Source organism: Bifidobacterium sp. C0047B3, from assembly GCF_056590535.1.
In genome coordinates this window covers 39532-65338 of record NZ_JBWPWH010000002.1, presented here as the reverse complement: position 1 = coordinate 65338, position 25807 = coordinate 39532, and the positions used below count along the sequence as shown (strand labels likewise).

The window sequence follows — 25807 nt, the reverse complement described above, 5'->3', positions numbered from 1 at the left end:
TAAATGAAACAAATCAATTCAAACGACGAAAAAGAAATTCAAACTGCAGTTACTGGGCAAATAGAAAAAATATCATCTATAACAGATAAAAATGATATTAAAGAAAATTGCGCGAATTCTGTAGAAAAAATACTTTTTATGTATGCTACGGCTGTCAGTGATGTTGGAACTGTTCGTAGTAATAATCAAGATTCTGCATTTGCTGGTGAACATTTAGCTGCAATTTGCGACGGAATGGGTGGTCATGCTGGAGGAGATACAGCTTCTACTATAGCGATTCGTTCTCTTGCACATATTGAACAAGATTCAAGACCTCATGATGTTAAAACTGTTTCTTCGATGATGGAAACATCGATTATGGCTGCTCATGATGCGATTGTTGGTAAAGCTAAACGTGAGCGTCGTCTTGCTGGAATGGGAACGACAGTTACTGCAGTAACTCTTGTAAAAGGATACTGGGTTCTGGCTCATTTAGGCGATTCTAGAGCGTATTTACTAAGAGATAATCATCTTATGCGCATGACTACTGATCATAGTTATGTTCAGCATTTGATTGATACGGGTCATATTACGCCTGAAGAGGCGCGAAATCATCCTCAACGAAATGTTGTTATGCGAGTGCTAGGTGATTTTGATATAGACCCTCGTCCTGATATTGCTTTGCGTTCAGCGCATCCTTCTGATCGTTGGCTTCTTTGCTCTGATGGATTGTGTGGAGTTCTTGAAGATTCAACTATTCAAGATGTGATGAGTAGTATTTCTAATCAAGAAGAATGCGCTCAAAAATTAGTATCTATGGCACTTCGTGCTGGTAGTACAGATAATGTTACAGCCGTTATTGCAGACGCAACGCTTGCACTTGATGCTGATGCATTTGATCTTCCACATCAAACTCCGCTTATTGGAGGAGCTGCAAGTAATGATCTCGAATCAATTGCAGATATCGTAAATAAAGCAGTAGCTTCATCACCAGCATTGCGCGAAGATAAGAATTCACCAGCTCAAAGAGCAGCCGCGCTAGCTCAAGATGACGATAATTCTGAAAATACAAATGAAGGAACAATATCTATTACAAGAATTGTGCAACCTTCACATATTCGCGAAGAAGATGGAGAATTACATACACCTGACACTAATGAGATTCCTATAGTCAAAAAGAAGAATGGTAAAGTTTCCACGGATCCTCATGATCCAGATGTTGCTCGTGCTGTTAAACATGAGCAGGATGAGGCGCATCGTGCTCATTCATTGAGGCGCAGGTGGACTCGCATAGGAATATCTTTGGTAATATTGCTAGTATTATTTGTTATTTCTGCAATAGGCTACGGAGTATATGCGTGGACTCAAACGCAATATTATATTGGAAAAGACAGTAACAAAGTTGTTATTTATCAAGGAGTGCCAACAAATATTTTCGGTATTGCATTATCTCACGAAGTGGAATCTACCAACATTCCTGTTAATAAACTAGATAAATCTTGGCAGGATCAATTAAAAGAAGGAATTAGTTTTGGCAGCTTAGCTGAGGCTCGTGGTCATGCTTCGTTAATTCGTCGAGAAATGCGTGCGCGAGAACAAGAAAAACTTAATGAACAGAATCAAAAGAAATTAGAAAATAAAATAAATAAAAATAAAGATAACGCGAAGCAGGAGGGTAAAACCTCATGAATATGATTGCTACGCGTATAAGACAGATAGCATTGTTGCTTTTTGCAACTTTGCTTTCTGGAATGGCGTTTTTACAGATGTTTTTCCGTGTTGACGGTTATATTTCTGCTAATTATGCAGCAATGTTGATTCTTGTTATGGTGCTGTTTTTTGTATTTTGGGGTGTTCTTCTTGTTAAACAGCCATATGCAAGTCAAGCTATTTTACCTTGTATTATGCTTTTAACTGCAATTGGAACAGTTCTTATAGCTAGAATCGACAGACAAAATAATACAAATGTTGCAATAAAACAAATGGTGTGGATTTGTGCGGCACTAGTATTATCAATTATTTTCGTTATTCTTTTGAAAGATTATCGCATTTTAAGGCGTTTTTCTTATGTGAATATGGTTATAGGCTTAATTCTTTTGCTTTCACCTATGGTTCCTGGGTTAGGTAAAGAAATTGGTGGAGCGAGAATTTGGATAGGTTTTGGCGATCACACAGTGCAGCCAGGAGAGTTTGCTAAGCTTTTCTTGTCGTTCTTCTTTGCAGCGTATCTGTTTAATCATCGTGATCGACTTGCTGTAGGTGGAAATAAAGTTTTGGGAATTCACCTTCCTCGCTTACAAGACATGGGGCCTATTGCTTTAGTATGGGCCGCATCAATGGGTGTGCTTGTTATTCAGCATGATCTTGGAACGTCGTTGATGTTCTTTGCAATGTTTGTGTCAATGTTGTATGTTGCAACAGGTCGCAGAGGGTGGATTGCTGTTGGAGGTATTGCTTTTGTAGCTGGATGCTTGATGGCAGTAAAGTTATTCGCACATGTGCAATATCGTGTGGATTCGTGGCTTCACCCATTCGACAATGCTGTTTATAATCGTTTCCCTGGTGGCTCAGCGCAAATTGTATCTGGATTGTTTGGTTTGGCTGCTGGAGGAACAACCGGAACAGGTTTAGGACAAGGTCATCCTTCTATAACACCGCTAGCTAATTCTGATTTTATTTATGCTTCTGTTGGTGAAGAGCTTGGTCTTACTGGGCTTCTCGCAGTATTAGTTTTATATTTAATTATTATTGCATCCGGAATGATTACTGCAATGAAAATTAAAGATGGCTTTGGAAAATTATTAGCTTCAGGGCTTGTTTTTACTATGGCTTTCCAAGTGTTTACTGTTGTTGGTGGAATTACTTTGGTTATTCCATTAACCGGTTTAACTTTGCCTTATATGGCAGCTGGAGGCTCTTCTTTAGTGGCAAATTATTTGCTTGCATCTTTGCTTATTGTTATTTCTCACGCTGCAAATAAGCCTGAATCTGCTCCTGTTTCAGATACTTTCCAATACGCTGCCTTAGCAGCATTGCGCGAGCGTGAATTGCAAGAGCGAGCTAAGACAAATACAAATAATAACGAATATAACAATACAAATTATGAAAATAATATAGATTCTTCTGCTGTTATTTCCTCTTCAGAAAGAGGTGATAACAATGAATAAAAGTCTTAGAGAACTTTTTACTGCAGTATTGGTACTTTTTGTAATACTTGGTATTTCTAGTACACTTATTACTTCTATTAAAGCGAATGCTTTGAATTCTGATCCTCGAAATCGCAGAGCTTTATACCATGAGTTTGGTGCTCCGCGTGGAGCAATACTTACATCAGATGGCACAGTTATAGCGAAATCTGAACCATCTAAGGATGCTTTTGTGTATCAACGTCAGTATTCTAACGGATTAGTATATGCTCCAGTTACTGGATATTTTTCTATTAGCCAGCGTGCAGATAGAGGAATTGAGGCTTCTCGCAATAGCTTATTAAGTGGAGAATCAGATGCTCTGTTTTGGCAAAAATTCCGTTCATTATTTACTGGAGCAACTAATCGCGGAGCTTCTATAGAGACGTCAATTGATTCACGTTTGCAAAATCTTGCTTATAATCTTCTTAAAGGCAAAGATGCAGCTTTAGTTGCAATTGAGCCAAAAACCGGAAGAATTCGTGCTATGGTAAGCACTCCAAGTTATGATCCAAATGATCTTGCTCTTCACAATATTAATGAAGTAAATAAATCGTATGAGAACATAACATCAGATGTGTCAAATCCTATGCTGAATCGTGCTGTTTCTGAGCTTTATGCTCCTGGCTCTACGTTCAAAACTGTTGTTGCTGCAGCAGCATTAGAATCTGGAAAATACAAACCTGATACGAAAATACCTGCCGGTGAGAGCTATGTTTTGCCTGGAACCAAAACGTCTCTCACAAATGTCACTTACCAAGCAAATGGTGTTGATGGAAAAATATCTTTTGAGGATGCTTTAGCATATTCGTCTAATACTGCTTTTGCTCAATTGGGTAATGCTTTAGGCTCTGACGCAATTGTAAAGCAGGCAAGAAAGTTTGGATTCTTCGATTCGCTGACCATTGATGGTTCTGATTCTACTGGATTCCCAATGCGATCCGTGAAATCTACTTTTTCTATTAAGCCAACTCCAGATAGATTAGCTCTGGAATCAATAGGTCAAGGTGATGCTAAAGTTACACCTTTGCAAAACGCTATGATTGCGGCAGCTATTGCAAATAATGGAACATTGATGAAGCCTACTCTTGTTGATTGTGTAAGATCTAGTGATTTGTCAGTATTGTCACAAACTAGACCAACTATTATGAACCAAGTAATGAGTAGTGACAGTGCATCTAAATTAACTTCTATGATGCAGGCTGTTGTTACAAAAGAAAATCCTAATCTTGCTTTACCTAATATTCATGTTGCAGCTAAAACAGGTACTGCACAGATTGGAATGTATAATCAAGCTGCTAATGGTTGGGTTATTGGATTTGCTCCTGCTGAAAATCCTAGAATAGCTATAGCAGTCATAGTACATAACACAAGCACATTTGGTAGCTATGCGGCAGGACCTATTATGCAACAAGTGATGAAGGAGGCGCTTAAACAATGAAACTCGTTGAAGGACAGTTAGTTCATCATCGTTATAGACTTGATCGCCGCCTTGCTCAAGGCGGTATGGGAGAAGTTTGGAAAGGCTTTGATATTCAACTTGGGCGAATTGTTGCTATTAAAGCGTTACGTACAGATACAGTAAACGTTGAAGCAAAGTTACGCCGTCTTCGTGCTGAAGCGCATAATTCTGCCAATTTAGCGCACCCTAATATTGCAGCATTATTTGACTATTATGAGCACGATGGTATTGGATTCCTAATTATGGAATATGTGCCAAGTAAATCATTGGCAGATTTGTATCATAAAGAAAAAATTATTGAGCCTACCAAGTTACTTCCTATTCTTATTCAAACAGCTCGAGGACTTTTTGTAGCTCATTCTCATGGCGTAATTCATCGCGATGTAAAACCTGCAAATATTATGGTTTCTGATACTGGCAATGTGAAAATCACAGATTTTGGTGTGTCATATTCTAGCGACCAGGAACAAATCACTCAAGATGGAATGGTAGTTGGAACAGCTCAATATATTTCTCCAGAACAAGCGCAAGGTGAGCAAGCTACTGCACAATCTGATATTTATTCGTTAGGTGTTGTCGCATATGAAGGTTTGTGCGGACATCGTCCATTTACAGGAGCAACGCCGGTAGATATTGCTGCTGCACATGTTAATGATCCTGTGCCACCTTTGCCAGAAAATGTTGATTTGCAATTGCAACAGTTTATTATGTCTATGCTTGCAAAGAATCCAAAAGATCGTCCAAAAGATGCATTAGTCGTGTCGAAAGTGTTATCTCGCATTGAGCGCAGATTGCTAGATCAAGAAACAGCCTTCAACAATACAACAGGAGTACTTTCTACAAATTTGCGTCAGCGAAGATGTATTAAGAGTATGCCTCAAAACCAAGTAAATATTATTAACATTTTTAATACCAATGATCGCAAGGAGCAGCAATGAATACCACAATGCCTACCTCATTAGCGAATGGTCGATACGAATTAGGGGAGCTTATTGGTCGCGGTGGCATGGCAGAAGTGCGTGTTGCTGTTGATAAGCGCTTAGGTCGTACAGTTGCTGTGAAAATCATGCGTTCTGATTTAGCGAACGATGAGATTTTCCTTTCGCGATTCCGCAGGGAAGCGCACGCCATTGCGCAGATGAACAATCCTAATATTGTAAATATTTACGATTCTGGAGAAGAATCTGTTATAGCAGAAAATGGCTTAGAAGAGCGTTTGCCGTATCTCGTAATGGAATATATTAAAGGAAAAACATTACGTGATGTTCTAAAAATGAATGGAGCTTTAAGTCAAAGAGACGCTGAACAAGTTATGCTCGGCGTGCTCAATGCTTTAGAGTATTCACACAGAATGGGTATTATTCATCGCGATATTAAGCCTGGAAATATTATGATTTCCGAGCAAGGCTTAGTAAAAGTCATGGATTTTGGAATAGCTAGAGCTCTTGATGATTCTGCAACAACTATGACACAGTCTCAAGGTGTTGTTGGAACAGCACAATACTTGTCTCCAGAGCAGGCTCGCGGTGAACAAGTAGATATGCGCTCTGACTTGTATTCTGCAGGATGTGTGTTGTATGAAATGCTAACTGGGCGCCCTCCTTTTATTGGAGATTCAGCTGTTGCTATCGCATATCAGCATGTTTCAGAAGTAGCGACTCCTATTAGCACACTTGTTCCTGGTATGCCTGCTATGTGGGACAAGATTTGCGCTAAAGCAATGGCAAAAGATAGACAAAACAGGTATGCCACAGCATCAGAATTTAAGAATGACATTCTAGCGTTTATGAATGGCGGAGTTCCTGTTGCAGCAGCGTTCAATCCGTTGACTGATTTAGCTAATATAAAGGCGCGTAAGCAGGCTGAGCAGAATGCTGCAAATATGGCTATGGGAATGACAGATGGTGCTGCAACTCAATCGTTTAATCCTATTACTGGTCAAGTTGAATCTGCAAATATTGCATTTTCTCCTAGCACGCGTGCGTCGCAAAGAGCGACAATGCAAGCGCAACGTCGTAAACGCGTAGTAATCGGATCTATGGTTGGAGTGTTGGTAACACTATTAGTTCTTCTAGGTGTACTGTTTATGCTCAATCGAAGTCGTGCTACTGGAGATGTTGTAGTTCCAACATTTATGGAAACAACAACTCAAGATGCTGCCCGTGAAAAGTTGCGTGCACTTGGTTTGGTTCCAGATATTCGTGAAGATGATCACTCTTCTCAACCTGAAGGAACTTTCACTAAGCAATCGCCGCGTGGAGGTGAGCATGTTGCTTCTGGATCCAAGGTGACTGTATGGTTCTCGGTTGGACCACAATCAACTCGCGTGCCAGATGTGAGTGGTAAAACGCAAGAAGCTGCTCGTAAAATGCTTGAACATGCTGGATTTAAAATTGCTAATGTTCGAGTAGAAGATAGTGCAGACATCAAGAAAGATCATGTAACTCGCACGGATCCTGACGCAGATTCGTTTGCTGATAAGGGTACGTTAATTACTTTGTATATTGCATCCGGATTAACTAAAATTCCTGACGGTCTTGTTGGACAAAGCAAAGACATTGTTATCAGTCAATTAGAGAATTCTGGTTTTACTACGGATGTAGTTAAGGAAGATTCAGATAATGTTCCTGAAGGTTCTGTAACTCGACTAAATCCAACATCTGGTTCCTCTGTTAAACCACACAGCTCTGTTACTGTGTATGTTTCTCAAGGTGCTCCAAAAATTGAAGTTCCTAGTATAGATCTTGGCGCTGTTACATTCAAACAGGCAAAGAAAATACTTGAAGCAAAAGGCTTGAGAGTTGTATCTGATTCAATGGCAAAAGATGACGATATAGTCATTAGTATGTCTGAGGAAGCAGGAAACAAGGTTGAGAAAGGCAAAGCAATTACATTAATTACACGCCCAAGCCTTAGCTCCCCGTCTGATTCAGACTGATTAAGACTGATTCAGATTTGTTTTAGATTGAATCTGTAAAAATAAATAATATATATATGCTGCTTGTGCTACAAGAAAAGTAGAACAAGCAGCATTTTTGTATATCTAATGAGAATCCGTATATAGCTTATAAAAATTAATGCGTGAAAATAGATCTGCAAAAATAGATTTATATTAAGTTGCAGAGCATGTTATAAAACGAAAAAATAGCTGTTTAAGATATGTTTATTTGTTTAGACATAGTTTTACAGCAATGCATGATTTTATACGTTTCTATAGGCTTTTATTTTATTAATAAAAACAAAAGGCGACTGCGCTTAGTACGCAATCGCCTTAAATGTTTTTATTTTGCAAGTTTTAAAGTAATTTAAGAATATTTAAAACTTACTATTCAATCCATTGTCATATAGTTGTTGAGTAATTAGACATCTGCTGAAGTAATGGAATTGTAGATGCAGCCCAAGGGAAAATCCACTGGAATAGCACTAACACAATGAAGAAATAAATCAGAATCGAAAGAATCCAACGAATCACTGTGATGCCTGGCTGTATGCGCAAAATGCCGCCAAAAATGCTTATGTCAGGCTTTCTCTTTAATCCAGCGCGAATAGCGCGAAGTTCTGGCCATTGCCAAGCGATTGCTCCTGCTGCGAAAATCATCACATATACTAACAGAACAAACACCATAATTGGCACTAGCGAAGAAAGTTGAGAAGCTAGAGATTGTTGTTCATTGTTAATAAACTTCACTTTTCCTTGCTCGTCAATAGTGGAAAGTTCTTTTGGAATACCATCGCTAATCTTTGCCCAATAAGCAAACGTTGCGTAGCTAATCCAGCGATGAGTTGCAGCAGTATACTTAGGCTCACAAGTTGTAAGAGTAAGCATACGTTTTGTTGGTTTCTCACCAGGATGCTCAGGATTTGCATCAACAACTTCACCGTGATCTGGTGTAACAATCTTGTAAGAAGTGTATTTATAGACGAACCAATAATCCTTTGTGCGAACCACTATTGGGTCGCCAGGTTTCAGTAAGTCTACGTCTCCCAATGGCTGACCATAGCCATTTCGGTGTCCTGCTACTGCAAAATTACCCATTGCGCCAGGCATTTGCGTGGTTGGATAATGACCCAAACCGCGTTTGCTTAATATTTCTGGCGTAATTCCTTCTACAACATTTCGTTCCCACTGATTTCCAAAACGTGGTACATACAAACGAGCTATAAGGTCATCAGACTTTGGTTTTTTTAAGGCTGGCGGGTCAGTATTCTGAGGTAAAGCAATCTTTGTTTTATCACCAGTTTTTGGGTTTTGCCAAGATATTGCTTGACGATCCTCTACTTGAGTGTGCTCAGCCTGCTCTCCAGTCCACCACATTTGCCATGCAATGTACAGTGCGCAAATAACTGCAAAAGCTATCAACAGTTCGCCAATAACTCCAGCGGCTTGCCACCAGAAATTCGAGCTGCTACGCTTCGTTTTTCTTTCCTGCATATTAGCAGATTGCATAGTGTGCTACTCCTTTATTGATGTATGAAGACTTTGCAACATATTTTATTTGTTTAGCACTTTAGGAACTGTTGCGTACCTTAATGGTTGCAACAAAGCCGATGCCTCAGGGAATCGCAGATTATTCTTTTTCTCCACTTTCCATCCTAATCCAAACGAACTTACGTACTCCTTGTAGGTGTTTATGGCTGGTGAATTGTTTAGAGCATCGACCATGCCATCCATTGGACCAATAGCAGATATTTTATACGGTGGCGAGTACTGATGACCTTGCAGCATAAGAACATTACCAATACAAATAACTGCGGAATTAAATAATACTCGCTGATCTTGAATAGTTATTGCTTCTGCGCCGCCGCGCCACAAAGCATTTACTACAGCTTCAATATCTTGTTGGTGGATTACGTAATCATTAATATTTCCGGATGTTCCGGAACCATTAACCGCTCCTTTCCAAAGAGGAGAGTCGTTAAGAGTTACAACAATTCCAGGTCCTTCAAGTTTTGGAAGTACAGTACTGCTTCCAGTATCAGAAGATTCTTTTCCTTCACTAGTGCTGCTGCCAAGCGTTTTGTTAAGTAAATTAATTTTAGAATCTAAAGATTTTATATCTTCTCGTAAATTTTTTGTGCGTTGCGAATTTCTTTCAACCATTTGACTTGTATTAGAAGTCACAAAAGCAGAGCGGTTTACGCGCAAGTTAAGAACGAATAAATAGCCGGTAAGAAATACTGCGACAGCAACAGCAAAACTGCTTAACAGCGAGTGTTGAGCACGATGTTTCCCAGTTCTCTTAGCCATATTTCGCCTTCATTCTTCACGCGTTCGAGTGTAACCACTATTATAGCGTGTAGCCGATTGATTGGAGAGTTACAGTTATGGCTGATGAAGAATTGCACACGACTGCAGCTGACGACGCTGCAAAGAAGAGCGATACGTCAAATGAGAATACTTATGGCGTTCCTATGGACGAAGTTGAAGCAGTGTTGAATGCTACTGCGGATAAAGCAACGCTTTCTCCACAGATTCAGCAAATGATGCAGCGACAAGCTGAAAATAGGCGACGCGTCGAAGAAAGCATTAAAGGCACAAAAGCTAATGCTGCATGGTTTGTGCCGCTGTTCTGCACATTAATGGTTGTTGGATTAATTTGGGCTGTTGTTTATTATTTGAACCCTGTGCTTCCAATTCCTGGAATTGGTGCATGGAATTTAGTTATTGCATTAGTAATAGTAATGACTGGGTTTATTATGACAATGTGGTGGCGTTAGTCTGTAAAACAAACTGTTTAATATGTTTTAAAAGTAGCTATGCAATTGTGTAGCTACTTTTTATTTTGTTGCTGCTACTGCGCGAATAAGTATATGATTTTTATTGCTATCAGTTGTTGCAATAATTCTTGTGTTTCCGCCATCTTGTAGGTTTAATTTTTTTCGCAATGCTTCTACTGGTATTGGAAAGTTACGAGTAACAATATTTGCATGAGTAATATCAGCAAAAGTTTGTTTTATCTCGCGTTTATTCATGCTGCATACATTTTCAATTTTCCATATTTTTCCCGGAAATTCTGAGTAGTACTCTTTCGATACGTAAACATGACTATTTGCACTGATTTGTTGTATATTGTATTGAGTTTCTAACAATGAAAAACAACCAGCTTTCATGATTGCTGCATTCGGTTCATAAACGTATTGCGACCATTCTTGCCAGTTATTTATATCTAAATTTTCATATTTTTTATTATTTTCTTCTATATTATTTAAAACATTTGATTCAGGCTGTATTGATACCTGATTTGTTGAAGTATTGTAAGTTGCTTGTATAACAGTTATCTGATTGTCGTTTACGCAATATACTGGTACTTTTGTGTGCTGAGAGTTGCTGAGTATTATCAATAGTTCCTTGCACTCGTTACTATGTGCGACTATATGTACGGCTTCTACATTGCCACTAAAATCGCTAACTGTTTTGTGCCAATCAAGCATTGGAGAAAGTTTAATAATCACTATTTCTGCTTTAGCAAGCAACTGATTTTTAAGATCTAATACGTTTGGAGTGCAATCTTCAATAGCGTATGTGCGAGATCCTTGTTTGTCACGACGAGCTGGATCAACGTATATTATCGTTGACTTAGGAATATTTTTGAGTGCATCAAGGCTATTGTTGTTGTAGCATTTTACGTTTGTAATACCAAGTGCATTCATATTGTGATGTGCAATGCTAGAAAGTTCGTTTTGCTGTTCAATACAAATAGCAGAATCGAAAACTTCAGACATTATTGCGCAATCAACGCCAAAGCCGCCAGTAAGATCCACAAGTGTGTTACTAAAATTTTCTGAATTTAATTTGTTGAGTAATTCTTTTGCAACATTTGCTTTGTATTGTGCTGTTGATTGAGAAGAACACTGTTCCATAGAAATGTGTGCAGGATATATGACTTCGTTGCATGAAGCCCATTTTGGCAGTTTTTGTTGTGCTATTTGTTTACCTGCTATTTGGTTAATTGCAAAAGGTATGTCGATATTCGCGTTGCGGGGTGCTTTAAGAGCAGCTTTGCTTGGTGACAATTGTGCGTTTTCTTTAATAAAAGTGAGTGTAGAAGCGTTTGCTGGTTCGATTGTTTTTGGAACTTGAAGTGTAGGCATGAATCTCATTCCTTATTGAGGTGTAGAAAATTTTAGAGCAAGCAGAGTTTAAAATTATTTAACCAATAGGTTAGTCCACAAAAAATTTAAATTGTGGATAACTCTTATACACTTGTGCACAGGTTTGAAAAAGGCAAGTTATCAACGTTTGTGACTAACTATGTGGATAACTTATATAGTTGTCACCAATTTAGGCACAACTTATACACAATCCTGTGCACATTGGTGGAAAACTACACGCGTGTAATTTAACAAATTATGCCTTCAAACAAAACATTGCACAAGCAGTGAGAATAGCAAATAGTGATACAAAATATACTAAGAAACGCGTATTAAACGAAGCTTTTTTAAGTAGTGGATTTTGCATTCCGAGCAATGCTGCAATTGCAGTACCCGAAATTAAGCCTCCAACGTGTGCTTGCCAAGCGATATTAGGCACAATAATTGGCATAGCGAGAGTAATAGCAATCCAAATAATTGTCCCTCGCATGTTTTCCCCTAGTCGCCATTGTGCTACGAGAAGTGCGCCTATAAGTCCCATAATAGCTCCTGAAGCACCGTATGAAGCAACGAACCAATTATTAGTGAGTTTGCACCATACGATATCAGCTACGCTTCCGCCAAAGCCGGATATTAAATATAATCCAAAAAACTTCCATTTACCGAAGAATCGTTCTAATTCAACTCCGAGTGACCAAAGACATAGCATATTGAAGAAAATATGGGTTAAATTTGGTGCGTGAATAAACAGTGATGTGAACCAAGTCCAAGGTGTTTGCAACGCAGTAATTGGAAGAAAAGCAGTATAGCTTATTAGAGTCAAATAATAATTTGGGTATGCAAAGTTTAGTACCATTTCCAATATCCAAATAAAAATGCATGAATATACTAAAATGGCTGTGGTCGTGTTAAAACGAAGTCTTATATTATTTAAAATATTTTTAATATCAAAGTTGTGCATATGTTTATGATATCGGTTTTGCTTCACAAATTTAATCAATAACATTATTTAAAAAAGATGCAACTCTGAAGAAAAGCAACTATGATAGTTATTACGCGACAAAAAGCGGTATAGATTGTTGACTTGGACGAGCAGGTCAGCTTAACCGGAAAGGAGCCATCATGGAGAACAGATCCTCTGGCGGTTGGAAGTTCTTTGCACTGCTCTTCGGAGCACTGCTCGCAGGTATTGCTGCGTTGTATGTGTACAAGCAGCATAATCCTGATTATGACCCTTGGGAGGAACCATGGGAGAACAGTTCTTCGCCAATTGACCTAGGGTTAGAAAAAGAAGAGAAAGAAGCTAACGATACTCCTGCCGCTGAGGCATAAGTGACATTTGCTTTATAAAGTTTATAAAGTCCAAAATGAAGGCGATTGCGTATATTCGTAGTCGCCTTTGTTTGTAACTACTAAAGAAGTGTTGTAAACAAAAGCGTTTGTATTACACACAATTTAACTAAAAACTAAACAAAAGGCGGAAACTGATTAACAGCTTCCGCCTTTTATTTTTTATGTATTGCTATTAGAGAATACTCAATTACTCAGCAACAGGTGTTGGAAGAGCACCAGTGTGCCAAATGCGATCGAGGTAATCTTCGATAGAGCGGTCAGAAGAGAAGTAACCAGAGTTGGCTACGTTCAAAACTGCCATGCGAGCCCACTTCATTGGATCGCGGTAAGTTTCCTCAATCTGAGCCTGAATATCCATGTAAGAGCTGAAGTCAGCCATTGCCATGAAGTAATCATGTGTAAGCCAATCGTTAACGAGTGGCTCATACACGCTCTTGTCGCCGTTGGAGAAGGTGCCGTCAGCAACCATATCCACAGCAGTCTTCAAGCGAGGATCAGACTCATAGTACTTACGGGATCCGCCGTGATCATAGCCTTCAGCGTAGAGCTTCTCAACCTCGTCAACGGTCATGCCGAAGAGGAAGAAGTTCTCAGCGCCAACGCGCTCACGAATCTCAACGTTTGCACCATCGAGAGTACCAACAGTCAAAGCACCGTTCAAAGCGAACTTCATGTTACCGGTGCCGGAAGCTTCCTTACCAGCCTGAGAAATCTGCTCATCCAAATCGGTGGCAGGAATCAAGTTCATAGCAAGTTCAATGTTGTAGTTCTCTGGGAAGAACACTGCGAGCTTGCCCTTGCACGCTGGATCGTTGTTCACCACGCGAGCAACATTGTTGATGAGCTGAATGGTGAGCTTTGCCATAGCATAGCCTGGAGCAGACTTAGCGCCGAAGAACACGGTGCGTGGAAGCATCTTGTCTACGTCGATTGTGCCATTCTTGATTCCAGCGTATGTGGAGATAACCTGGAGGATCTTCATGGACTGGCGCTTGTACTCGTGCAAACGCTTAACAATGGTGTTAAACATGGTGTCTGGGTTGATTTCAAAGCCATACTTGTGCTTTGCGAAATCAACGAAGGCAAGCTTGTTCTGCTTCTTAACTTCAGCAAACTTCTTAACGAATGCCTTGTCGTCAGCCAATGGCTTCAAACCTTCGAGAAGCTCCAAATCACCCTGCCATGCGTCAGTACCCAAGCCCTCAGTAATAAGAGCAGACATGCGTGGGTTGCTCAAGCGCACGAATCGACGAGGAGTTACGCCGTTGGTGACGTTCTTGAACTTATCTGGGTAAACGCTGGAGAAGTCCTTCAAAGTGACATCCTTCAACAACTCAGAGTGAAGCTCAGCAACACCGTTAACGTAGGAACCACCGTAGGTAGCCAAGTAAGCCATGCGTACTACAGCACCTTCGCCATTTTCGTCAGCGTCGGTAGCGATGCGCATGCGCTCAACCTGATCCTCAGCAACGCCCTTACCGCGAAGCTCGTTGCGGAACTGCTCGCTAATGCCCTGAATGATTTCAAGGTGGCGTGGCAAAAGTTCGCCGATGAGCTTGGCTGGCCAAACTTCCAAAGCTTCTGGAAGCAAGGTGTGGCAAGTGTAGTTGAAGGTCTTGGTGGTGATACCCCAAGCGGTGTTCCAATCGTAGCCGTACTCGTCCATAAGAACGCGCATAAGCTCTGGAATGCCGATAACTGGGTGAGTATCGTTCAACTGGAAGTTAATCTTGCTTGGGAAGGTGGTGAGATCCGGCTTATCCTGACCTGGATAGAATACGCGGATAGCATCATGAATAGAAGCAGCTACGAAGAAGTACTGCTGCTCAAGACGCAAAGCCTTGCCTTCTGGAGTGGAATCTTCTGGATAAAGAATCTTAGAAATGTTTTCCGCTGCAACCTGTGGCTTAACAGCGTCCAAGTAATCAGACTTGTTGAAGGTGAGCAAATCAAACTCGTCGTAAGACTTAGCAGTCCACAAACGAAGAGTGTTTACGCGACCAGAATTATAACCTGGAACCATGTAGTCAACTGGTACTGCACGAACAGACCAAGCTGGCTTCCAAACGCGCTTGCCGTTTTCTTCTACAACTTCACCACCGAAGTTGACGCGCTGGTCACGACCATAATCAATGTGACCCCATGGCTCTTCATTGCTAAGCCAGTAATCAGGGGTTTCAACCTGCTTACCTTCTTCATCAAAGCGCTGCTTGAAGATGCCGTAACGATACTGGATGCCGTAGCCAAATGCTGGAACGCCAATAGAGGCGAGTGAATCGATGAAGCAGGCTGCGAGACGACCCAAACCGCCGTTACCCAAACCTGGTTCATACTCAGCATCGATAACAGCCTTTGGATCAAAGCCAAGCTTAGTAACAGCCTTATTGAATTGGTCAGTGAGACCAGCGTTCAACAAAGCGTTCTCAAGCTGCTTACCCATCAAGAACTCTGCGCTCAAATAGCCCACAGCCTTGGTATTGCCATTAACCATGTCATGCTGAGTCTGCATCCAAGAGTCCATCAAGTGACGACGAACTGCGGTAGCAGCGGCAACATACACATCTGCCGTAGTGGCCTGCTCTGGCGTTACACCCTGGGTGTACTTGAGGTGCTCTTGAAGTTCTTTGGCAAATGCCGTCGCAGTAGTTTTGGCTTTCGGCGCGACGTGTTTAGTCATATTTGACTCCTTGTGCCGTTTGATATATTTCCTAAAAGTGTGCAGCCTAAAACTTTGTGTTTAGGCAATTAAACCATCACCATTTTGCAGATAACTTTTGAAGATAACTACAAGAGGCATGTGAATGCACACGATAACCCCAAGAATACCACAACCTAATCCCTTTAAATATTTGTATATAACGTCTTAATACAAATATATTGCTGAAAGTAGGCTGTTTAGAAGATAATAAAAAAATATGTCAGTAATACTTGAACGAGATATAAAACGAGGACAATGTGCTTGGCAATCCTGGCGCGAATCAGCTATTAAAGCACTTGGCGATGGCGTAGAAGCTACGCAAATAAATAGTAATATTTTAAATATCTCTTTAAGTGACGAAGCTTTAGCAGTTAGATATTCGCTATATCTTCTTGAAAATAAGGTGCCTGGGTGTGCAGTAGAAGTAAGAGTTGCGCCTTTTGGTGCAGTAAAAATTTTGGAAGGACCAGCTTCGGATCCGCATAATCTCACGCCGCCAGATGTTATTGAACTTGAGCCTAAAGTATGGCTTCGATTAGCGAGTGGTGTTACTAAATGGCATCAGGAACAGGACTTTGGCAACATAAGTGCAATTGGCGAGCGTGATGATTTAAGCGATATTTTGCCGTTGTAAGTTGGATTTAAGCAGCTTAAATTGCGTATTTACAGCATGTATTTACAAATATCCTGGGCAAACAGTATTTCGAATGCCCAGGATACGTAAATAAAATAATTTCAATAAATTTAATTTTTAATTGTCGTGTTTGTGTATGAAGTTTGGAATTGGCATAGGGATATGATGATGCACTGGCGTGTGCGCTCCCGAGTTTGTAGAAGAGTTTTCGCTGCTAACGGCTTTTGCAGCTGCTTCCGCAGCCCACTTGGCATACTCGTCTAAATCATCTTCGTTTGAAGCATCAACGGCATCATTTTCTTGATCTGTGTCATTCTCTTCTGGAAGATATGTTTCTTCCTCATAGCTTTCGCTCGACGCAAATGGATCGAAGGATCCTTGTCCGGGTTCGCTGGAATTAAGTTCCTTAGCAAGCTCGTCATAATCCGTATCGGTCGTCAGGTATTTGAGCTTACGGGCAATTTTCTGTTGCTTTGCCTTCTGTCGTCCGCGGCCCATCTGACCCCCTCTAAAAATTAAGTAACAATCAGTTCATCACACAAGAGCGTACCACTTAACCGCAACCGAGTATATTGTCTGTGTAAACTTTTACCATAAAAGCCATATTTTCAGCGTAAAAATACGCACAATTAAGGAGCCTAAAATGCCGGAAGAAGCACAGGTTACAGCTGCTGGTAATGAGATGAGCGCAAGCTTCCTTGCAGCGCGTAAACGTTCAGATGCAACGCTTGAAAAGTTAAAATCTAGCCCTTCGTCTTTTACTATGCTTACTGGAGATCGCCCAACCGGCCGTTTGCATTTAGGACATTATTTTGGATCTATTCGTGAGCGTGTTGCAATGCAGCAGCGCGGAGTAAAAACCAATATTATTATTGCAGACTATCAAGTAATTACTGATCGTGACACCACCGAGCATATTGAAGATAATGTTTTGAATTTAGTGCTGGATTATATGGCTGCCGGAATTGATCCTGAAAAAACAATGATATTTACTCATTCCGCAGTTCCTGCAGCAAATCAGCTTATGTTGCCTTTCCTTTCGCTTGTTACAGAAGCAGAATTACATAGGAATCCTACTGTAAAGTCGGAAATGGAATCATCTGGACATGCTTTAACTGGATTGCTCCTTACGTACCCAGTGCACCAAGCTTGCGATATTTTGTTCTGCAAAGCTAATGTTGTGCCGATTGGTAAAGATAATTTGCCGCACGTTGAAATCACTCGTACGATTGCGCGTCGTTTTAATGAGAGATACGCAAAAAAGAATCCAGTGTTCCCAGAGCCGGCAGCAATTTTGTCTGATGCTCCTGAAATTCCAGGGTTGGACGGACGAAAGATGAGCAAATCTTACGGTAATTCGATTATGCTCGGAGCTACTGCCGAGGAAACTGCCAAATTAATTAAGAAGAGTCCAACTGATTCTGAGAGGATGATTACTTTTGATCCAGTAACTCGTCCGCAAGTTTCTGCGCTTCTTACTACCGCAGGTTTAGTTACAGGCAGGGATCCTAAAGAGATTGCTGAAGAAATTGGTAACGCTGGTGCTGGCGCATTGAAAGCTTACGTAATTGAAAATGTGAATAATTTCTTGGCACCTCACCGTGAGCGTCGTGCAGAACTTGCAAAAGACATGGATACTGTTCGAGACATTTTGCATGACGGCAATAAGCGCGCAAATGCTATTGCAGAAGAAACACTTTCCCAAGTGCGAGATGCTATGGGAATGAAGTATTAATTAAATTTCAATAAGTAAATTAATAAAAAATAAAGCCGCTCGCAAGAAAACTTGTAAGCGGCTTTTTGTTAAAAATTAACGGGCTGAAACTTAGAACATCACACGTCGTAACGCCAGCTTTTATCTGTAATAACGCGTGCTACGGCAAGACCAATAGGTAAGCAAATAATTACCATAAAAGCGCGGAAAGTCCAGTCTAACGCTGGAAGCGTGTGGAATTGACCAAGATAAAACATTGCGCGATACATATAAAGTCCAGGAACCATAATTACGATAGATGGAACCGTAAGACCTATTCGTGGATAACCCAAATATTGGGGCGCTAATCCGTGACGAACGATAGTTCTCCAAGCAGAAGCTAGCAAACCTGCCAATAAAGCACCGCTGAAAGCTGCAATTTCGGCAGCAACTCCAAAATCTGTCATAGTTAAGCGAAGAGTATCTGTAATAGCGCCAATAATGCCAGCAACTATGCACATGCGTTGTGGAGAATTAAACAGCACTGAGAAGCCCCATACTCCGGCAAAAGCTGTAATAAGTCGAAGAACTGCGTTAAGCCAAGGATTTAATCCGAGAGGAGGGAAGCCTTGAGGATTGAGCTGTACAAGGCTTGCAACCGTCCATCCTGCAAGAGTTCCCATCAAAATAATCGCCATTGTGTAACACAGTCGTTGAATTCCTGAAGGGAAATCAATTTTTGCAATATCTAAGCCGCCTGTAATAAGAGGGAATCCAGGAATAACAAACAATACTGAGCCAATATATGCAGTTGTATGATTGAGCGCGCTAGGGTCAAAGAAGCCAATAAGACGCAAAGCCCCAATGCATGATAGTGCACCTATTGCAACAGCTACGAATGTAACTACAAACTGGTTTAGATGCTTCATAAACATTCTGCGACGAATATAGTGACCGATTCCTGCACCAATAAAAGCACCAATCATGTCGTAAATACCGCCGCCAAGCAAGAACGCAAAGGATGCGCAAGCAACTGCCGAAGCAAGACCAGCAAACCACGGTTTGTATAGCGGTTTCCTATTTTTAATCAAATCAAGACGGTCGTGCACTTCGCGAACAGTAAGAGGATGATTATTTTCATCTTCCTTATTGCTGTTTTCTGTAATTTTTTGAACATGCGAAAAATGTTCAGCGTAAGCACTTTCTGGCTGCAATGCAAAAATGCCGCGTGGTTTTTCTTTTTTTATGGCTTCTTGCAATGCTTTCTTTTTTGCAATTTTAGTAGCATTTTCTTCAGACTGCTTGGCAGTTTGTACAATAGTATGTTCGTCGTCGCTCGCTTGCAAAGTGTCAACTAATTCCTTGGAAACAGCAGCTTTAGAGTGATATAAAGAATCGTTTCCAAGCTTGACATTAAACCAATCTGCAAAATGTTCTAGAAGCCAAATGCGCTCAGTGTTAACACCTGTGGTTGGAAGATCTACAACTTCAGTAATTCGCTCATGCTTATCTGTGCAAGTTGCTTCAATATCCGTGAGATTCACGTCCGCGCGCACGTGAACGCCCATCGGTTCGCCGATTCTGTGCATAAGTTCGCGAACACGGTAGCTTCCGGTTCCTGCTCCTAATCCGAGCGCGCCGACGCGAATAATAATGCTTGATTTTGCAGCTATGCAGGCTTCGGTAACTGGCTTATCCCAATCGCGCTCAACATCGTCCATGTCGAGCGGAATAGCATGAGTATGAAAACGTCCAGAAGGTTTTCCGACTATATGACCAGTCGAAAGAATTTCAGGCTTATCGCAATCGCAGTTGTTGATGCTGTTGTTGTGTGTATTATTCTCAATATTATTCTCTGCTGTACTCACAATTTTTTAGTATACGCAACCCCGTTGCCGAGTTATATTTTGTTGATAAATCAGCATTCTTTAATACGTCCGGTGGTAGTTTCACAATTAACTTGGTATCTCGCTGGAAACAAGGCTGTGGGCTTGCAACTTCTGACCTACATAACCGCGGAGGAGCCGCGGAAGTCAGACGACCAAGCAACCTTAGTCTGGCGTAAGGAGGTCTGATGGCAACAGAAAATCAGCAGGTTACTCCGGCAGACGCAACTATTGTTACGTCTGGTTTAGGGCGAAAAGGCCCAGAGGAGCGTGACCTTCCAGCATCACTTAAGCAAGACATGGATTTGTGCTTGCATATTCTTCGCGATGTTCTTGGCGAATTCGATGAAAAATTATTAGCAGTATTCGACGATGTGCGTTTGAATGCTGTAGAAGCTAGTGCAGCTCATTTTGCGCAGATGGTAGATGCAAAAGTAACTGCAGATGATGGCTTAAGCAAAGCTGTTAGCAAGCTCAACGGAATGAATTTGCACGATACGCAGCTTTTAGCTCGTGCTTTTGCAACATATTTCCACTTGGCAAATTTGTGCGAGGAAAATTATCGTGTTTCTGTACTTCATCAGCGTGAATGTGAAGTTGAAGACTCGTTGCCGGTTGATCCAGTTAACGAACTAACTTGTGCTTATCACAAGTTGCTCACTGAAATGAGCCCTGCTGAAGCGAAAGAATTGCTTGCAAAGCTTGAGTTCCATCCTGTATTTACTGCGCACCCAACCGAAGCTCGTCGTAAAGCCGTTGCAGGTAAGATTCGCAGAATTTCGCAATTATTAAGCGAACATCATCGTTTAGGCGGATCTGATAAGCGCGAAAATTATCGTCGCCTCTATAACGAAATCGATGCGCTTCTTCGCACTTCTCCGATTGCTTTGAAGAAGCCAACTCCGGTTGAAGAAGCGGATACTATTCTTGACATTTTTGATGCTACATTATTTGATACGATTCCAGTCGTGTATCGTCGATTTGACGATTGGCTTCTTGGCAAGAAGGCTGGATTAGTTCCTCCGCGTTGTCCTGCATTCTTCCATCCAGGAAGCTGGATTGGTTCAGATCGAGATGGCAACCCTAATGTGACAGCTAAAGTGAGCCGTCAAGTCGCTCGAAAGTTTAGCGATCACGTGCTTGCAGCTTTGGAGAATCGTACTCGCGAAGTTGGCAAGTGCTTAACTATGGAAACTCGTACAACGCCTCCAAGCGTGGAGTTGCTTGAGTTGTGGAATCGTCAGCGCGAAATGAGCGAACAGCTTACAGAAAACGCTTCAGATGTTTCTAATAGTGAGCCGCATCGCGCTGTAATGTTGGTAATGGCTGAACGTTTGCATCGCACTATTAGCCGCGATACGGATTTGATGTATCATTCTTGCGAAGATTTCATTGAGGATTTGCAAATTGTGCAACGCTCTTTGGCAGAAGGCGGAGATCCTCGAGCCGCTTATGGTCCTTTGCAGGATTTGATTTGGCAGGCGCAAACCTTCGGATTCCACATGGTTGAAATGGAATTCCGTCAGCATTCTCTCGTGCATTCTCGCGCTTTGGAAGATATTCGCGAGCACGGATTGCATGGCGAACGCGGTCCGCTTCAGCCAATGACTCGTGAAGTGCTCGACACCTTCCGCGCTTTGGGCGCAATTCAAAAGCGCAACGGAATGCGTGCTGCTCGACGCTACATTATTTCCTTCGCAAAATCTGCTCAGCATGTGCGCGACGTATTTGAGCTTAATCGTCTTGCTTTCGCTCACCCACAGGATGCGCCAACAATCGACGTCATTCCGCTGTTTGAGCAGCTCGAAGATTTGCAGAATTCCGTAAACGTGCTTGAGGAGATTATTAAAATTCCTGAAGTGCAGGCTCGTCTTAAGGCTACTGGCCGCAAGATGGAAGTTATGCTTGGCTACTCGGATTCTTCCAAGGATGCTGGTCCTACTTCCGCAACGCTTGCTTTGCATTCTGCTCAGGAGCGAATTGCTCAATGGGCTAAGAAGCACGATATTGATTTGACATTGTTCCATGGTCGCGGTGGCGCTGTTGGTCGCGGTGGCGGTCCTGCAAACCGTGCAGTGCTTGCTCAGCCAGTTGGTTCCGTCAACTGCCGCTTCAAGCTTACTGAGCAGGGCGAAGTTATTTTCGCGCGATATGGCAATCCAATTCTTGCTATTCGTCACGTTGAATCCGTTGCTTCTGCAACTTTGCTTCAGTCTTCGCCAAGTGTTGAGAAAACTAACACTGATATGACGAAGAAGTACGCAGATATGGCTGCAAAACTTGATGTTGCAGCTCATGAGCGCTTCCTTGACTTGTTGCAAACGGATGATTTTACTCCATGGTTCTCCACGGTTACGCCGCTTAGCGAGATTGGATTGCTCCCAATCGGTTCTCGTCCAGCTAAGCGTGGTTTGGGCGCAAAGTCTTTGGACGATTTGCGCACAATCCCGTGGGTGTTCTCCTGGGCTCAGGCTCGCATTAACTTAGCAGCATGGTACGGATTGGGTACGGCTTGCGAAAAGTTTGGCGATTTGGAAACTTTGCGCAGAGCTTACGAAGAGTGGCCGCTGTTTAGTACTTTTATTGACAATATTGAGATGTCTTTGGCTAAGACAGATGAGCGTATTGCTCGCATGTACTTGAGTCTTGGAGATCGCGAAGATTTGAGCGATAAAGTACTTTCAGAAATGCAGCTTACTCGCAAGTGGGTTTTGCAAATAGTCGACGACAAGTGGCCTTTGCAGCATCGTCACGTGCTCGGTCAGGCTATTCGTGTGCGCTCGCCTTATGTTGACGCGCTGTCTGTAATCCAGTCGCTTGCATTGCACAAGCTTCGCAACAAGGTAGACAAAGAAGAGCTTAGCGAAAGCCAGCAGGCAGAGTTCATCTACCTTATTCTTTGCACTGTTTCTGGTGTTGCTGCAGGCTTGCAGAATACTGGATGATTTTATAAGTTTATGTGATTAAGAAAAGCCTTCGTACTGCTTTATTAGCTGTGCGTTGGCTTTTCTTTTTATAATCATATTTTATAAATTTTGTTAGCTTTTATAGCATATTTTCTATTTAACACAGTAACGATAGAATATGTTTTATAAGTCGAAGTGTTTTCAAAATTTGTTGATAGCTTGTATTTGTCACCTTTGCGCAAGCGCATCAATACAAGGAGGTAATAATGCACGAGACAGTCAAAGAAGATCTTTTAAAAGAAGATTCACTTTTGGCTACATCTGTGTGGAGCGCGATGCTAGCTGGTAATCGTAAGTTTGCAGAAGGCTCATTAAATTGCCATGGACTTAGTGAAGAAACGAGATTATCTCTTATTGAAGGTCAGCATCCTGGAGCTGTTGTTCTTTCCTGTGCTGACTCGCGCGTGGCTCCAGAATTTGTGTTTGGTGCCGGTTTAGGTGATATTTTTTCTGTTCGCACTGCAGGCGAAGTGCTTGATGATGCTGTAATTGCATCTTTAGAATACGCTGTAAGCGATTTGGGAGTAAAAGTGCTTGTTGTTCTTGGACACGAGCATTGCGGTGCAGTACAAGCCGTTTTGCCGAATGTGCAAAAGCTGGTTTCTAAATACGGCGAAGATGAAACAAGCGAAATGATTGAGTCTAGCGAGTCAATATTGCTTCGTTCTTTAGGGCCGGCTGCGCTCGCAGGTATTGAAGAAGACTTGAGCACGGACGATATTGAGCGCATTCACGTGTCTAATATGTTGGCTGAAATTTGCGATAAATCTCAAATTATTCGTGAAGCCGCTTTTAACGATAACCTTATGCTAGTTGGCGCTAGATATAGAATGAGTGATGGTTTGGTAGAGGTTCTTTCATGCTAAGTAGCATGTAGTCGCATTTTTAACAGAATTATTAATACGTTGTTAGGTTACAGATATGAATCAATCATCTAAAGATACGCTTGATGCAAATTCTGCAAATTCCACTAATTCTGCGAACTATCTTTTCTTGCTTGTCGGAGCTCCTTTAGTAGCTTTTATTATTGCAGCTGCTCCTGCTTTACAAGGGCAACATCCTTGGTTTCTAATTGATACAACAATTCGAGGTGTTTCCGGCTTGTTGCTACAAGCGATACCTTTTACTCTCATAGGTGTGCTTGTTTCTGCTGCAGTAGAAACTTGGGTAACTGCTGATTTTATTGAGAAACATGCTCCAAAATCTACGGCAAACGGTTTTTTGGCTGCAATATTGGCTGGCGTTTGCGTGCCTGTTTGTGATTGTGTAGTAGTTCCAACATTTTCTCGTTTAGTCGCAAGAAAACTACCTTTGCCGTGCGCCATAACTTTTCTATGTGCAGTTCCTGTTGTAAATCCAGTATCTGTATTGGCAACATTTTATGCGTTCTCTGACGCTCCAGCTGTTGCTATTATGCGTATTGCCCTAGGTGTTGGTATTGCATTACTGGTTGGATTAACTTTTGTTATATTTCCTTCGAAAATCAATATTTTGCGTAAGAAAATTTTAATAGAAAACGAATCTTCTTTACATTGTTCTTGCGAATTGAATAACGAAAGTAATATCACAAAAAATAATATTGAAAAGCATAGTATTTCTGCGCAAATTCGCAAATATGTGCAGCATATACATCAGGATTTAATAAAATTAATCCCAATTATTGTATGTGGAACTATAGTTGCCTCTGTAATTCGCGCGTGGCTCGGAGCTGATCCTGCTTCTCGCGTGCAAGTGAGTAATGTTTTCATTGCTATTCCTGTAATGATGGCTATTGCGTACGCAAGCTCTCTATGCTCCAGCTCAGATGCTGTAATTGCAAGAAGTTTAGCAACATCATTGCCTATGTCGTCGGTGCTAGTATTTCTGCTGTTTGGTCCTATGCTTGATTTAAAGAATACGCTTATGCTCGTTGAGGATTGTCGTGGTAAATTTGTGTGGCGCTTAACATTAACTATTGCTTTTGCGTGCTTCCTAGCGTCGTTATTAGCTCAATGGGCTTGGGGGTTCATCGCATGAAAAAGCAAAAATGTGCTGAGCATAATGCTTGTAAAAAAATCACTTTAGCTCAATTTGTAGAAGCTATTTTATTGCTATTTTTTGCAATCATAATTGCTGAAGTTGCTTTAAGTGGTCAATATACGCTTTTTACTACGCCTAGAGCATATTATTATTTGTTAATTGCTGCTATTTTGCTATTTATTTTGTCTATATGCGCTGCGATTGGATGGTTTTCTGTTTCTTCGCGAGATGCTTGGCGTATGCTTGTAGCTTTCGTTGTTCCTGCGCTACTTATTATTATTCCTTTGTGTTACGCTCAAAATATTAGTTTAGATGGATTCGACCAGTATGCTGGTGGTCGTGCTATTGCTATTCGTAGCCAAAATTATCCTTTGCCAGGATTGCAGGAAAAGTCTCGTGAGATAACAGTTGATGATGATGATTTTGGCTCATGGTATGACGAAATTGATCATAATGCTGCAAAATATGATGGATACACGATTACTCTTACAGGTTTTGTTAGCAGAGATTCTACGTTGAATGCAAATCAATTTAGGGTATCTCGTCAGCTTATGTCATGCTGTATTCTCGACATGTCTCCGTTTGGATTAGTTGCAGAAAAATCAAATATTGGCGAAATTCAAGATCATGAATGGGTGCGTGTTCGTGCGCGCGTTTCTAGGGGCAATATTGGCATTCCTGGATATCAGCATTCTGGAGTTGTGCTGCACGTTATATCAATGCAAACAGCTCAAGCTCCAACTGGATATTTTTATCGCCCATAAATAATTTATCTTCGTTAATGGTGATAATTATTTTAGAATTGTTGATATCGCATAGAAGTAAACTAAGATAACAAGT

20 protein-coding genes are annotated in these 25807 nt (G+C 41.3%); 13 read left to right on the top strand and 7 right to left on the bottom strand.

All coding sequences use genetic code 11. The annotated features are described in order from the left end of the window. The first annotated feature begins 3 nt into the window (after nucleotides 1-3). The 5 genes from AC1EKT_RS02940 to pknB are packed head-to-tail and all read left to right on the top strand — an operon-like array spanning nucleotide 4 to nucleotide 7564. Complete coding sequence (locus AC1EKT_RS02940) at nucleotides 4-1668, top strand: PP2C family protein-serine/threonine phosphatase (protein ID WP_415683152.1); 1665 nt, start codon at nucleotides 4-6, stop codon at nucleotides 1666-1668. Further along, a complete protein-coding gene (locus AC1EKT_RS02935) occupies nucleotides 1665-3146 on the top strand; it encodes an FtsW/RodA/SpoVE family cell cycle protein (RefSeq protein ID WP_391496111.1) in 1482 nt (493 codons plus the stop codon). The genes AC1EKT_RS02940 and AC1EKT_RS02935 overlap by 4 nt, the downstream gene beginning before the upstream one ends. Then, on the top strand, nucleotides 3139-4605 hold the full coding sequence (locus AC1EKT_RS02930) for a peptidoglycan D,D-transpeptidase FtsI family protein (RefSeq protein ID WP_415683151.1): 1467 nt from the start codon (nucleotides 3139-3141) through the stop codon (nucleotides 4603-4605). Before AC1EKT_RS02935 ends, AC1EKT_RS02930 begins: the two co-directional genes overlap by 8 nt. Continuing rightward, on the top strand, nucleotides 4602-5564 hold the full coding sequence (locus tag AC1EKT_RS02925; RefSeq protein WP_391496109.1) for a serine/threonine-protein kinase: 963 nt from the start codon (nucleotides 4602-4604) through the stop codon (nucleotides 5562-5564). Before AC1EKT_RS02930 ends, AC1EKT_RS02925 begins: the two co-directional genes overlap by 4 nt. Beyond that, nucleotides 5561-7564 carry a Stk1 family PASTA domain-containing Ser/Thr kinase gene (gene pknB, locus AC1EKT_RS02920; protein ID WP_480033049.1) on the top strand — a complete coding sequence of 668 codons (2004 nt, stop codon included), beginning with the start codon at nucleotides 5561-5563 and terminating at the stop codon, nucleotides 7562-7564. Before AC1EKT_RS02925 ends, pknB begins: the two co-directional genes overlap by 4 nt. Nucleotides 7565-7966: 402 nt before the next feature. Here the strand turns inward: pknB and AC1EKT_RS02915 are convergent, their stop codons facing one another. Together AC1EKT_RS02915 and AC1EKT_RS02910 are read right to left on the bottom strand one after the other, a co-directional pair. Further along, on the bottom strand, nucleotides 7967-9073 hold the full coding sequence (locus AC1EKT_RS02915; RefSeq protein WP_415683149.1) for a class E sortase: 1107 nt from the start codon (nucleotides 9071-9073) through the stop codon (nucleotides 7967-7969). A gap of 45 nt (nucleotides 9074-9118) precedes the next feature. After that, a complete protein-coding gene (locus AC1EKT_RS02910) occupies nucleotides 9119-9874 on the bottom strand; it encodes a DUF881 domain-containing protein (protein ID WP_391496106.1) in 756 nt (251 codons plus the stop codon). A 77-nt stretch (nucleotides 9875-9951) separates the two neighbouring features. Between AC1EKT_RS02910 and crgA the strand changes: the two genes are divergently transcribed. Next, nucleotides 9952-10344 (top strand): cell division protein CrgA, encoded by a 393-nt coding sequence (gene crgA, locus AC1EKT_RS02905; protein ID WP_004106118.1) that lies wholly within the window; start codon nucleotides 9952-9954, stop codon nucleotides 10342-10344. A 60-nt stretch (nucleotides 10345-10404) separates the two neighbouring features. On the opposite strand, the gene AC1EKT_RS02900 is transcribed toward crgA, so the two are convergent. Together AC1EKT_RS02900 and AC1EKT_RS02895 are read right to left on the bottom strand one after the other, a co-directional pair. Then, on the bottom strand, nucleotides 10405-11718 hold the full coding sequence (locus AC1EKT_RS02900) for a THUMP-like domain-containing protein (RefSeq protein WP_481616132.1): 1314 nt from the start codon (nucleotides 11716-11718) through the stop codon (nucleotides 10405-10407). A gap of 256 nt (nucleotides 11719-11974) precedes the next feature. Beyond that, nucleotides 11975-12679: a rhomboid family intramembrane serine protease gene (locus AC1EKT_RS02895; RefSeq protein ID WP_481616133.1), complete on the bottom strand. Its 705-nt coding sequence runs from the start codon at nucleotides 12677-12679 to the stop codon at nucleotides 11975-11977. 161 nt (nucleotides 12680-12840) lie between these two features. Here AC1EKT_RS02895 and AC1EKT_RS02890 point away from each other — a divergent pair, with 161 nt between their 5' ends. Next, nucleotides 12841-13050 (top strand): hypothetical protein, encoded by a 210-nt coding sequence (locus tag AC1EKT_RS02890; protein WP_004106126.1) that lies wholly within the window; start codon nucleotides 12841-12843, stop codon nucleotides 13048-13050. A gap of 208 nt (nucleotides 13051-13258) precedes the next feature. Here the strand turns inward: AC1EKT_RS02890 and AC1EKT_RS02885 are convergent, their stop codons facing one another. After that, nucleotides 13259-15748: a glycogen/starch/alpha-glucan phosphorylase gene (locus AC1EKT_RS02885; RefSeq protein WP_415687052.1), complete on the bottom strand. Its 2490-nt coding sequence runs from the start codon at nucleotides 15746-15748 to the stop codon at nucleotides 13259-13261. Nucleotides 15749-15986: 238 nt separating this feature from the next. Here AC1EKT_RS02885 and AC1EKT_RS02880 point away from each other — a divergent pair, with 238 nt between their 5' ends. Continuing rightward, complete coding sequence (locus AC1EKT_RS02880; protein WP_004106130.1) at nucleotides 15987-16403, top strand: sterol carrier family protein; 417 nt, start codon at nucleotides 15987-15989, stop codon at nucleotides 16401-16403. Between the two features lie 117 nt (nucleotides 16404-16520). On the opposite strand, the gene AC1EKT_RS02875 is transcribed toward AC1EKT_RS02880, so the two are convergent. Further along, nucleotides 16521-16901, bottom strand: a complete 381-nt coding sequence (locus AC1EKT_RS02875; protein ID WP_391496101.1) for a DUF3073 domain-containing protein — start codon at nucleotides 16899-16901, stop codon at nucleotides 16521-16523. Nucleotides 16902-17046: 145 nt separating this feature from the next. Here AC1EKT_RS02875 and trpS point away from each other — a divergent pair, with 145 nt between their 5' ends. Beyond that, a complete protein-coding gene (gene trpS, locus AC1EKT_RS02870; protein ID WP_481616134.1) occupies nucleotides 17047-18138 on the top strand; it encodes a tryptophan--tRNA ligase in 1092 nt (363 codons plus the stop codon). Nucleotides 18139-18236: 98 nt separating this feature from the next. Here the strand turns inward: trpS and AC1EKT_RS02865 are convergent, their stop codons facing one another. Continuing rightward, a complete protein-coding gene (locus tag AC1EKT_RS02865; protein WP_481616135.1) occupies nucleotides 18237-19964 on the bottom strand; it encodes a threonine/serine exporter family protein in 1728 nt (575 codons plus the stop codon). 206 nt (nucleotides 19965-20170) lie between these two features. Between AC1EKT_RS02865 and AC1EKT_RS02860 the strand changes: the two genes are divergently transcribed. The 4 genes from AC1EKT_RS02860 to AC1EKT_RS02845 all read left to right on the top strand — a co-directional run bounded on the left by AC1EKT_RS02860 (nucleotide 20171) and on the right by AC1EKT_RS02845 (nucleotide 25731). Continuing rightward, nucleotides 20171-22927: a phosphoenolpyruvate carboxylase gene (locus AC1EKT_RS02860; RefSeq protein WP_415687048.1), complete on the top strand. Its 2757-nt coding sequence runs from the start codon at nucleotides 20171-20173 to the stop codon at nucleotides 22925-22927. Nucleotides 22928-23154: 227 nt separating this feature from the next. After that, entirely contained in the window at nucleotides 23155-23814 is a 660-nt protein-coding gene (locus tag AC1EKT_RS02855) for a carbonic anhydrase (RefSeq protein ID WP_421790435.1), read from the top strand. 55 nt (nucleotides 23815-23869) lie between these two features. Further along, complete coding sequence (locus AC1EKT_RS02850; RefSeq protein ID WP_481616136.1) at nucleotides 23870-24964, top strand: permease; 1095 nt, start codon at nucleotides 23870-23872, stop codon at nucleotides 24962-24964. Then, a complete protein-coding gene (locus tag AC1EKT_RS02845; RefSeq protein ID WP_415687045.1) occupies nucleotides 24961-25731 on the top strand; it encodes a TIGR03943 family putative permease subunit in 771 nt (256 codons plus the stop codon). The genes AC1EKT_RS02850 and AC1EKT_RS02845 overlap by 4 nt, the downstream gene beginning before the upstream one ends. Nucleotides 25732-25807: the final 76 nt, after the last annotated feature.